The following is a 10,732-nucleotide window of genomic DNA, read 5'->3' as shown; positions in this document are numbered from 1 at the left end:
GAGGCGGGCGCCCTCGAGGGGGTGCGTGCGTGGGGAGGGAAGGGGAGAAAGGGAGGGGGACCCTGTCGGGAAAGGGGCCGAAAAGGGGGGGGCCCCACACCGAGTCGGTGCGCCCCCACTTCCTTCAGCTACTTGCTAGCGGTGAGCTTTCAGCTCTGGCCGCCGGCGAGCTTCTCGCGGAGGGCGGCAAGCGCCTCGTCCGACGCCAGGGCGCCGGAGTTGTCGTCCGACTCCGAGGAGTAGGAACCGCCGCCACCGGACGCGGCCGGAGCCGCGCTGGAGGTGCTGGCACCCTCGGCCTCGGCCTGCGCGTCGGCCTCGCGGGACTTGATGACCTGAGCCTGGTGCTGCTCGAAGCGCTGCTGCGCCTCGGCGTACTGCGTCTCCCACACCTCACGCTGGGACTCGAAGCCCTCGAGCCAGTCGTTGGTCTCGGGGTCGAAGCCCTCGGGGTAGATGTAGTTGCCCTGGTCGTCGTACGACGCGGCCATGCCGTACAGGGTCGGGTCGAAGTCGACCGACGCCGGGTCGGCACCGAAGGCCTCGTTGGCCTGCTTCAGCGAGAGGCTGATGCGGCGGCGCTCGAGGTCGATGTCGATGACCTTGACGAAGATCTCGTCGTTGACCTGGACGACCTGCTCCGGGATCTCCACGTGGCGCTCGGCCAGCTCGGAGATGTGGACCAGACCCTCGATGCCCTCGTCCACGCGGACGAACGCACCGAACGGAACGAGCTTCGTGACCTTACCCGGGACGACCTGACCGATCTGGTGCGTCCGGGCGAACTGCTGCCACGGGTCTTCCTGCGTCGCCTTGAGCGACAGGGAGACGCGCTCGCGGTCCATGTCGACGTCGAGGACCTCGACGGTGACTTCCTGGCCGACCTCGACAACCTCGGAGGGGTGGTCGATGTGCTTCCAGGAGAGCTCGGAGACGTGCACCAGACCGTCGACGCCACCCAGGTCCACGAAGGCACCGAAGTTGACGATCGAGGAGACGACGCCGGAGCGGACCTGACCCTTCTGAAGGGTGGTGAGGAACGTCTGGCGCACCTCGGACTGGGTCTGCTCGAGCCAGGCACGGCGGGACAGGACCACGTTGTTGCGGTTCTTGTCCAGCTCGATGATCTTCGCCTCGAGCTCCTTGCCCACGTAGGGCTGGAGGTCGCGGACACGGCGCATCTCGACGAGAGAAGCCGGCAGGAAGCCACGGAGGCCGATGTCAAGGATGAGACCACCCTTGACGACCTCGATGACGGTACCGGTGACGATGCCGTCTTCTTCCTTGATCTTCTCGATCGTGCCCCAGGCACGCTCGTACTGAGCGCGCTTCTTGGACAGGATCAGGCGGCCCTCCTTGTCCTCCTTCTGGAGAACCAGGGCCTCGATCTCGTCGCCGACCTTGACGACCTCGTTCGGGTCGACATCGTGCTTGATCGAGAGCTCACGGCTCGGGATCACGCCTTCGGTCTTGTAACCGATGTCGAGCAGGACCTCGTCCCGGTCGACCTTCACGATGACGCCGTCGACGATGTCGCCGTCGTTGAAGTACTTGATCGTCTCGTCGATCGCGGCGAGGAATGCTTCCTCGTCACCGATGTCGTTGACCGCAACCTGCGGGGTGGTGGCGGTGGTCTCGGTGCTGCTCGTCATGTGGGTAAGGGCTCCGGTACGGACAGTGAGTCGTAGGTACTGCTTACGCCGTGAGCCCGTTTCGCTCTGTACAAGCCGGACAGCCAAGGAAGCGCCGAACCCGGCAAAAGCCGGAGGCGCCTCGAAAACCGAGGGGACATACATACAGATGCGAGCACAGCCTGCTATGTCTGAGGAGCGCAGGCCCGCAGCGCAACTTGTAGCATACGGGGGCAGCCGGGCAGGGTCAATGCGCGAAGGCGCACACCCGGGGCGGATCGCCGCAATCCCGGCACAAGACCTGTCTCACAAGGCCACGCGGGCAGTAGGACGCCTCTTTCGTGACACGCCCGAGACGGGTTGGACGGAAGAGTACGACGAGGGAGCCGATCATCCAAGAGCCCGAACCCATCGAACCGGAAGCCACCCGACGCGACGCGGATCTCATCGAGAGTTCCCGGGCGAATCGGGGCTGGTGGGACCGGAACGCGGACGAGTACCAGATCGAACACGGCACGTTCCTCGGCGACGACCGATTCGTGTGGTGTCCCGAGGGCCTCGACGAGGTGGAGGCCGAGCTGCTCGGTCCTCCGGAGGACCTCAAGGGCAAGGACATCCTGGAGATCGGCGCCGGCGCGGCACAGTGCTCGCGCTGGCTGGCCGCGCAGGGCGCGCGTCCGGTGGCCCTGGACCTCTCCCACCGCCAGCTCCAGCACGCGCTGCGCATCGGGGGCGCCGTGCCCCTGGTGGAGGCGGACGCGAGCGCGCTGCCGTTCGCGGACGGCTCCTTCGACCTCGCGTGCTCGGCGTACGGCGCGCTGCCCTTCGTGGCCGACCCGGTGCTGGTGCTGCGGGAGGTCCACCGGGTGCTGCGCCCCGGCGGCCGTTTCGTCTTCTCCGTGACGCACCCGGTCCGCTGGGCGTTCCCGGACGAGCCCGGCCCCGAGGGCCTGACGGTGTCCGCGTCCTACTTCGACCGCACTCCGTACGTGGAGCAGGACGACGAGGGCAGCGCGGTCTACGTCGAGCACCACAGGACGGTCGGCGACCGGGTGCGTGACGTGGTGGCCGGCGGTTTCCGCCTGGTCGACGTCGTCGAGCCCGAGTGGCCCGCCTGGAACACCCAGGAGTGGGGCGGCTGGTCCCCGCTGCGCGGGAACCTCATTCCGGGCACGGCGATCTTCGTCTGCGAACGGGACTGACGTACGGGATCCGCAAGAACAGTGGGTAAGCAAGAAGGGGGAGCCGATTCGGCTGCCCCTTCTTACTTCCTTCTTTGTGCCGCCGTCCGGCCACGCGCGCGTGGAGGCTGTCCCGGACTTCGTACGCGGCCGGTTCGGCGCGCGTACGAGACTGGGGGCGTGATCCGTTACGAAGCCCTGGACGTACTGCCCGTACGCGGTGCCCTGCCCGCTGTGGACGCCGCCCTGGAGGGGCACGGCAGCGCGGTGCTGGTGGCGCCGCCCGGCACCGGCAAGACGACGCTGGTGCCGCTGGCCCTGGCGGGTCTTCTGGACGACGGGCGCCCGGCGCGCCGGGTGGTGGTGGCCGAGCCGCGGCGGATCGCGGCGCGGGCCGCCGCACGGCGGATGGCGTGGCTGCTGGGCGAGCAGGTCGGCGGGAGCGTCGGCTTCACGGTGCGCGGGGAGCGGGTGGTCGGTCCACGCACGCGCGTGGAGGTCGTCACGACCGGGGTCCTGCTCCAGCGGTTGCAGCGGGACCAGGAACTGGCGGGCGTCGACGTGGTCGTGCTCGACGAGTGCCACGAGCGGCATCTGGACGCCGACACGGTGGCCGCGTTCCTGCTGGACGTGCGGGCCGCGCTCCGTCCCGAGCTGCGGCTGCTCGCCGCGTCCGCGACGACGGACGCCGGGGGCTGGGCGCGGCTGCTGGGCGACGCGCCGGTCGTCGAGGCGGAGGGTGTCTCGTATCCGGTCGAGACGGTGTGGGCGCCGCCCGCGCGCCCCGTACGGCCGCCGCACGGGATGCGGGTGGACCCGGCGCTGCTGACGCATGTGGCGTCCACGGTGCGGCGGGCGCTGGCCGAGCGCTCGGGTGATGTCCTGTGTTTCCTTCCCGGGGTCGGGGAGATCGCGCGGGTCGCCGGGCAGCTGGGCGGTCTCGGGGACGTCGATGTGCTCCAGGTGCACGGGCGGGCTCCGGCGGCCGTGCAGGACGCGGTGCTCGCGCCCGGCGTGCGGCGCCGGGTGGTCCTCGCGACCTCGGTGGCCGAATCGTCGCTGACGGTTCCGGGGGTGCGGGTGGTCGTGGACTCGGGGCTGGCGCGGGAGCCGCGGGTGGACCACGCGCGCGGGCTGAGCGCCCTGGCGACCGTACGGGCCTCGCAGGCGGCCGGACGGCAGCGGGCGGGGCGGGCCGGGCGTGAGGCGCCGGGCGCGGTGTACCGCTGCTGGGCGGAGGCCGAGGACGGCCGTCTGACGCGGTTCCCGGCTCCCGAGATCAAGGTGGCCGACCTGACGGCGTTCGCCCTCCAGGCGGCCTGCTGGGGCGATCCCGAGGCGACGGGGCTGGCCCTGCTCGATCCGCCGCCGGGCGGGGCGATGGCGGCGGCGCGGGCCGTCCTGTCGGCCGTGGGCGCGGTCGACGCCACGGGGCGGGCCACGGAACGCGGTGTGCGCATGTCCCGGCTGGGCCTGCACCCGCGGCTCGCGCGGGCGCTGCTGGACGCGACCCCGGTGGTGGGCGTGGCGCGGGCGGCCGACGTGGTCGCGCTGCTGAGCGAGGAGCCCCCGCGCGAGTACGGCGACGACCTGGCCGCCGCCTGGCGCAGCGCCCGGCGCGGGGGCGACGCGTACGCGGCCCGCTGGCGCACCGAGTCCCGCCGGCTGCGGTCCGCGGCGGCCGGAGCCGGATCCGCGCCCGGCTCCCCTTCCGCTCCGGAGGCGCACACCGAGGGACCGGGGCGCGCCGGAGGCGAACGTGACGGCAGCCGTGCGGACGGCGGGGCGCGGGTGGAGCCCGGGGACGACCGGGTCGTCGGGCTCGTCGCCGCGCTGGCGTTCCCCGAGCGGGTCGCGCGCGTGCAGGGCGACTCCCACTTGATGGTCAACGGGACCCGCGCCGAGGCCGGTGAGGGATCCGTGCTGCGCGGTGCTCCCTGGCTCGCGGTCGCCGTCGCCGATCGTCCCGTCGGCAGGGGGCACGCGCGCGTGCGGCTCGCGGCGGTGATCGACGAGCGGACGGCACGGCGGGCCGCCGCCGGTCTGTACTCCGAGGGGGACGAGGTCCACTGGGCCGACGGCGATGTGGTCGCGCGGCGGGTGGAACGGCTGGGGGCGGTGGAGCTGGCCGTGCGGCCGTTGCGGAACGCGGAGCCCGGGCTCGTACGGGACGCGCTGCTGGAGGGGCTGCGGGAGGAGGGTTTCGGTCTGCTGCGGTGGTCGCCGGACGCCGAGGTGCTGCGGCAGCGGCTCGCGTTCCTGCGCCGGCGGCTCGGTGACCCGTGGCCCGACGTCTCCGACGAAGCGCTGCACGCGCGCGTGGCGGAGTGGCTGGAACCGGAGTTGAGCCGTGCCCGGCGGCGGGCGGACCTGGCGCGGATCGAGGCCGGGCAGGCGCTGAACCGGCTGCTGCCCTGGGCTACGGGGGAGGCGGCCCGGCTCGACGAGCTGGCGCCCGAGCGGATCGAGGTGCCGAGCGGGTCGAGGATCCGCGTCGACTACGCCGACCCCGCGCAGCCGGTGCTCGCCGTGAAGCTGCAGGAGATGTTCGGGCTGCACGCGTCGCCCGCCGTCGCCGGTGTGCCGGTCCTCGTGCATCTCCTGTCCCCCGCGGGCCGGCCGGCCGCGGTGACCGCCGATCTGGCGTCCTTCTGGAAGGACGGCTACAAGGGCGTGCGGGCCGAGCTGCGGGGCCGATACCCGAAGCATCCGTGGCCCGAGGACCCGGCGACCGCCGAGCCGACGCGGTACACGAACGCGCGGCTCAGGCGTTGACGGGCTCGGGGTCGGCCGCCGGGGCGGGTGCCGGCTCGCCGGGCCTGCGGCCGCGGGCCTCCAGGTACAGCGAGAGGGCCAGCAGGGCCGCGCCCAGGAGCAGGAAGCCCCAGGGGAGGTAGGACGTCATCATCAGGACGAGGGTGCGGTTCGACTTGACCAGGTCGACGGTGTGTTCGATGTAGTCCTCGCGCATCTTCACGTCCCCGGAGAAGGCGGTCACCTTGTCCCGGCCGCCCAGGAGCGTGCCGCCGCGGAGTTCCTCCTTGTGGATCTCCTCGCCGTAGACGGGTGCTCCGGTGACCGGCTCGACCCAGAACCTGCGGACGGTGGTGTACCAGCGGGTGGTGCCGGTCTTGGCGAGGGACTGCGGGGTGATGCCCTGGACGGGCATGATCTTGGGGAACTTCACCTTCGTCCAGGGGATGGTCTGCTCGAAGTAGTAGACCTTGACGCCCCGGAAGGTGCGGGTGCCCTGGTAGTGGATGGGCGCCGAGGTGCGGGTCTGCGCGTCGAAGTACTCGTAGTCCCGTTTCTCGGTCCGGAAGGGCCACTTGAACTCGATGCCCTGGCGGGTGACGGGGTCGCCGTCGACGGACTCTCCGGTGGCGTGGACGGGTTCCTGGCTGTGCGCGTCGAAGATGTAGCGCTCGGGGAGCTTGGAGACCATCTTTCCGTCGGGGCCCTGGACGTAGGAGAGGGAGTCCCAGACGACGACGTCACGGCCCGCGGTCCGCTCGATCCGGTCGGAGGCCTCGACGTTGCCCTTGAGGGTCTGTACGACGGTGACCTTGGAGACCTTCTTGGCCTTCATGGTGCCGTAGTCGAGGAGGGTCGCGTCCTTCGCCTCCAGAACCATGTCCTGGTACTGGTTGGCGGGGATCTTGGCCAGGCGCGGGAAGGCGTACCAGCGCAGCAGCGGGGACAGCGCCGCGAAGAACACGGCGAGCGCGAGCAGGATCAGGCTTGCCTTGCGGCGCATCTCGACGGCCCTCCCGGTGCGTGCGTCAGGGGTGCTTGGGGACGGTGGTGAGCATCGGCTTCGGTGAGGTGTGTCCGGCCGGCGAGCCCATGGCCGTGATGGCCAGGACCAGCGCGAGTGCCGCTGCGAGACCGGTCGCGGCGGCGATGAGGGCACGCATGCGGGCCTCCCGAGGGCCAGGAGCTGATACATCGTCAGGTCCGGCACCGTAGCAACGGCGGGGCGAGATGAGAACACGTCGCGCACACAACGGATCAGGGCGCCCCCGCGGCGTGAGCCGAGGGGGCGCCCTGGAGGCGCACGGCCGCGCGGTGGCGGCGGGGTGCTACGAGGCGGCGGCGGCCACCGTGAGTTCGACGGTGAGGGTGGCTCCGCCGGTGGTGGTGACGCGGAGCAGGAAGGTGCCGGTGGTGTCGTCGGCGTACAGCTTCGGCAGTACGAGCAGGCCGTCCGCGTCGGTGGTCAGGTCGGTGAGGGTGCGTACGGTCTTGCCGTCGGCGTCCTTGAAGTAGGGGCCCTTGTCGTTCTCGGTGGCGTCGTCGGCGGACTTGACGAGTGTCGCGGTCGCGGCGACCTTGCCCGCGGCGGCGCCCTGGTAGGTGGCCTTGACCCCGACCTGGTCGGCGAACTCTCCGCCCGGTACACAGGTCGGCGCGGTGTCGGTGGTGCGGGCCAGCGTGTCGGCCTGGCGGGCGGTGACGGTGGCCGTGTAGTCGAGGCCGGCCATGACGCGGCCCACGACGGTGACGCGGACGGTGAAGTCGCCGGTCTTCTCACCCGCCGTGAGCGCGGGCGCGGTGGCCATGCCGAGCCCGTTGGTGACCAGTGTGGCGACGTTCTCGCCGCCGGTGAAGGTGGCGTCGGTGTCGCCGACGACGGTGAACCGCACGCGGACCTTCGCCACGGCCTTGCCGTTCTTGTCCTCGGTCCGTACGGCGATCTTCTGCGCGAACGTGCCGCCGGCCGTCGCCGTGACCTTCCCGTCGCCCATGTTCGCCAGGTGGTCCACCGTCTCGGTGGGCGTCGGCGGGGTGGCGGGCGGGGTCGTCGGCGGCGGCGTGACCGGCGGGGTCGGGGTGGCGGGCGGCGTAGGCGTGGCGGGTGGGGTCGGCTTCGGGGCGGGGCTCGTCGGAGAGCCGCCCGGCTTCGGGCCGCTGGGCGGGGACGGCTGAGGCGGGGTGGGAGTGGGGCTCGGTGTGGCCGGGTCGTCGCTGTGGTGCGAGGGCAGCGTGCCCGTGCCGTTGGGCACCTCGTGCGTGCCCTTGCGGTAGTACTCCAGCCACGACAGGACGGTGTTCAGATACGCCGTGGAGTTGTTGTAGCTGAGGATCGCCTGGTTCATCTGCGCCTGGACCGACAGGTCGTGGCCGAAGCGGCACAGGTAGTGCCCGGCGGCGAGCGCCGCGTCGTAGACGTTGTTGGGGTCCTTCTTGCCGTCGCCGTTGCCGTCGCGGCCCGCCCACGCCCAGGTGGAGGGGATGAACTGCAGGGGGCCCACCGCGCGGTCGTACGTGCTGTCGCCGTCGAACGCGCCGTTGTCGGTGTCCTTGATGCTGGCGAAGCCGTTGCCGTTAAGGACGGGTCCGAGGATCGGCGACAGGGTGGTGCCGGCCGCGTCGACGCGGCCACCGCGGGCCTGGCCCGACTCGACCTTGCCGATCGCGGCGAGGAGCTGCCAGGGCAGGTTGCAGGTGGGCTTGGACTCGTGCAGCGACGCCTCGGCCTGCTTGTAGGCGGCCAGCACGGTCGCCGGGATGCCCGCCTCGGCGGCACCCGTGGCGGCGGGCGTCCCGCTTCCCACGCTCGTGCTCGCGCTCGGCGCGGGGTTCGGGCTCTGAAGCGGCGGAAGGTCCGTGAAGTAGCGCGAGTTGCCCGTCGCGGTGCCGTCGCCGCCCGCCTCGTTCGCGTCCTGGCCGACATCGGCGCCCGCCGACTGTCTGCCGTGGTCGTCGGCGAGCACTCCCGGGGCCTGCGAGGCGGACAGAGCCGCGACCGCGGCCGCGGCCACAGCGGTGGTTGCCGCGCTCTTGCGCAGCCTCCTGCCGAATTGCGCCGCCATTGAGTGAACCCCTCCCACGGACGACCGGCGTAGCCTGCCGTCTCTCAGAACCCTGTGCGCTGCCGCTGTTTCCGGCCGTGCTCCCCAGCACGGCGACCCAGGCGACCCTACGACAACTTCCTTCGCGCAGGGACCCGTTGGCGCCCGGTATTCACCAGTTGGCCATGTCCCGCCGTCCCGCATACTGGCCGTCAGCGATCATCAGACTGAACATATCCGGTCAACCATGGCCACAGGGGGATGATTTGCCCTTCACTCTCAGTCATGCGGCTGCCGTACTACCCGCCGTACGCGGGGACGGAAGCGGTCGCGGCCGATTGATTCCCGCCGTTCTCGTAGCGGGTTCCTTCGCTCCCGACCTGACCTACTACGCGGCGAGCGTAGTGCCCGGGGCGATGGAGTTCGGCACGTTCACCCACTCGTTCACCGGCGTGTTCACCGTCGATATTCTTATCGCATGGGTGCTGGTGGGCGCCTGGCTGGTGCTGCGCGAACCGCTGGTGGCGCTGATGCCCGCGGCACGGCAGGGGCGCACGGCGCGGCTTTTGCGCTGTGGAGTCGCACGCGAGCCGGTGCGCGCGCCGAGGGTTCTGTGGTGGTACGTCTCCGCGGCGTTCGGCGCGCTGACGCATGTGGTGTGGGACGCGTTCACCCATCACGACCGGTGGGGGGTGCGGCTCTTCCCCGTCCTCGGGCGGAGCCTCGCGGGCTCGCCGCTCTACTGGTACGTCCAGTACGGCAGTTCGGCGGTGGCGGCCGTCGTGATCGTGACGTTCGTGGTACTCGCGCTGCGCCGCACGCCGCACGGCCCGGCCGTCGGGGTGCCCGTTCTGTCCACCGCCGACCGGTGGCTGGCCGCCGTGGTGATCGGCGGCCTCGCGCTGGCCGCCGCGGTGCAGCGGGCGGTGCGCTGGTGGGCGTACTGGGGGTCCATCGCGAAGCCGTGGGAGCTCATTCCGCCGCTGTGCTTCGGCGGGGGCGCGGGCCTGGTCCTCGGCCTCGGCCTGTACGTCTCGGCGGTCAGGCTGTGGCGTCCCGCTCCGGCTCGTCCTGCCCCGGCGGCGGCCCGTACGGAGCAGCCGAGCCGTCCGGCTCCGCGCTGACCGCGGTACCGGCGGCGAGGCTCCGGAGCAGGCCGCGCCCGTGACCGAGGCCCCGGTGCACGGCTCGGGCGACGCGTTCGACGACGCGGGCGCCGTACGGCATCGTCGGATGGTCGTACGACACGACGATCACGCGGTAGGTACGGGCGGGGCCGGTGAAGGCGCCGATGCCGTGGACACGCCCGCCGTTCGCGGCGCGGGGCAGCCGGCCGGTCGTGATGTGGGCCTTCACGCGGCGCGGCGGACCGGGGGGAACGGTCAGGCGCCGGTCGCCGCGGGCCCGGGTGCGCAGCCGGAGGCCGTACCCGCGGGTCCGCAGGAACGCGTGGACGCCGGTGAACACCGCCGGCAGCCGCATCCGGTCGCCGGCCGTGGTGCGGGGCGGGCCGCCTGTCCGGTCGTCGCGCACCGCCACCAGGACACTGACCCGGCGCGCCGACAGCGCCGCTCGGAGGTCACGGGACAGCCGGGCGGCGAGATCCTGGTCCTGGGGGGAACGGGGGGCCTCGGGCAGCTGGGCGGTGCCCGCTTCGGCGGCGAACGCGGGCATCGGCGCGAGCAGCACCGGGACGACTGCCGCGGTCACCGTCACGGTCGCGACCACGACGGTCGTGGCCATGGCCCTACGGCAGTGGAGCGTGCGTATACCCATGCCCGCATCCTTACGTCACCCTCCAGCCCGGAGCGCTCCGGAAGAGCCACGCGAGTGATGATCCCTCCGGGCACGGGCGGGGACCGCGGGATCCGCGGCGAACAACGGGACCACGAGCCCGCAGGAGGCGCGGGGCGCGGATCCGGTGCGGCCGAAGACGCCAGGCATACGGCCGGAGTCGGCCAGGGTACGACCGGCGGGCGGCCGAAGTCGCCCGGCGCGCTGCGGGAGTCGCCCGGCCTAAGGGGGGAGGGGGGGGGGGGGGGGGGGGGGGGGGGGGGGTGGGGGGGGAGGGGGGGGGAGGGGGGGGGGGGGGGGGGGGGGGGGGGGGGGGGGGGGTGGGTGGTGG

General features: G+C 72.3%; 8 protein-coding genes. 3 read left to right on the top strand and 5 right to left on the bottom strand.

Annotated features, from left to right (window positions below; genetic code table 11):
• Positions 1–149: 149 nt before the first annotated feature.
• Entirely contained in the window at positions 150–1,652 is a 1,503-nt protein-coding gene (rpsA, locus tag ACZ6KY_RS01520) for a 30S ribosomal protein S1 (protein WP_389074458.1), read from the bottom strand.
• Between the two features lie 320 nt (positions 1,653–1,972).
• On the opposite strand from rpsA, the gene ACZ6KY_RS01515 reads away from it, so the two are divergent.
• Both ACZ6KY_RS01515 and hrpB read left to right on the top strand, forming a co-directional pair.
• Positions 1,973–2,833: a class I SAM-dependent methyltransferase gene (locus ACZ6KY_RS01515; protein WP_469308266.1), complete on the top strand. Its 861-nt coding sequence runs from the start codon at positions 1,973–1,975 to the stop codon at positions 2,831–2,833.
• A 159-nt stretch (positions 2,834–2,992) separates the two neighbouring features.
• Positions 2,993–5,587: an ATP-dependent helicase HrpB gene (gene hrpB, locus ACZ6KY_RS01510; protein ID WP_469308265.1), complete on the top strand. Its 2,595-nt coding sequence runs from the start codon at positions 2,993–2,995 to the stop codon at positions 5,585–5,587.
• Here the strand turns inward: hrpB and pgfA are convergent.
• From pgfA to ACZ6KY_RS01495, 3 genes are all read right to left on the bottom strand, one after another.
• Positions 5,577–6,569, bottom strand: a complete 993-nt coding sequence (gene pgfA / locus ACZ6KY_RS01505) for a cell envelope lipid trafficking protein PgfA (protein WP_469308264.1) — start codon at positions 6,567–6,569, stop codon at positions 5,577–5,579. The genes hrpB and pgfA overlap by 11 nt on opposite strands.
• A gap of 25 nt (positions 6,570–6,594) precedes the next feature.
• Positions 6,595–6,729, bottom strand: coding sequence for an SPW_0924 family protein (locus ACZ6KY_RS01500; protein ID WP_401325403.1), 135 nt, complete (start codon positions 6,727–6,729; stop codon positions 6,595–6,597).
• A 165-nt stretch (positions 6,730–6,894) separates the two neighbouring features.
• A complete protein-coding gene (locus ACZ6KY_RS01495; RefSeq protein WP_469308263.1) occupies positions 6,895–8,628 on the bottom strand; it encodes a lytic transglycosylase domain-containing protein in 1,734 nt (577 codons plus the stop codon).
• A 245-nt stretch (positions 8,629–8,873) separates the two neighbouring features.
• On the opposite strand from ACZ6KY_RS01495, the gene ACZ6KY_RS01490 reads away from it, so the two are divergent.
• Complete coding sequence (locus tag ACZ6KY_RS01490; RefSeq protein WP_469308262.1) at positions 8,874–9,731, top strand: DUF4184 family protein; 858 nt, start codon at positions 8,874–8,876, stop codon at positions 9,729–9,731.
• Here ACZ6KY_RS01490 and ACZ6KY_RS01485 read toward each other — a convergent pair.
• Entirely contained in the window at positions 9,649–10,383 is a 735-nt protein-coding gene (locus tag ACZ6KY_RS01485) for a hypothetical protein (protein WP_469308261.1), read from the bottom strand. The genes ACZ6KY_RS01490 and ACZ6KY_RS01485 overlap by 83 nt on opposite strands.
• Between the last annotated feature and the right edge of the window lie 349 nt (positions 10,384–10,732).

The sequence above is a fragment of the Streptomyces sp. NPDC042002 genome (assembly GCF_055588305.1).
Note: the sequence above shows the minus strand (reverse complement) of the source record. Positions and strands in the feature narration are given on the sequence as shown.

What these genes read in the sequence shown, in the direction of transcription:
- pgfA (WP_469308264.1), bottom strand. Translation starts at nt 6,569, where the DNA reads ATGCGCCGCAAGGCAAGCCTGATCCTGCTCGCGCTCGCCGTGTTCTTC.
- rpsA (WP_389074458.1), bottom strand. Translation starts at nt 1,652, where the DNA reads ATGACGAGCAGCACCGAGACCACCGCCACCACCCCGCAGGTTGCGGTC.
- ACZ6KY_RS01495 (WP_469308263.1), bottom strand. Translation starts at nt 8,628, where the DNA reads ATGGCGGCGCAATTCGGCAGGAGGCTGCGCAAGAGCGCGGCAACCACC.
- ACZ6KY_RS01485 (WP_469308261.1), bottom strand. Translation starts at nt 10,383, where the DNA reads ATGGGTATACGCACGCTCCACTGCCGTAGGGCCATGGCCACGACCGTC.
- ACZ6KY_RS01500 (WP_401325403.1), bottom strand. Translation starts at nt 6,729, where the DNA reads ATGCGTGCCCTCATCGCCGCCGCGACCGGTCTCGCAGCGGCACTCGCG.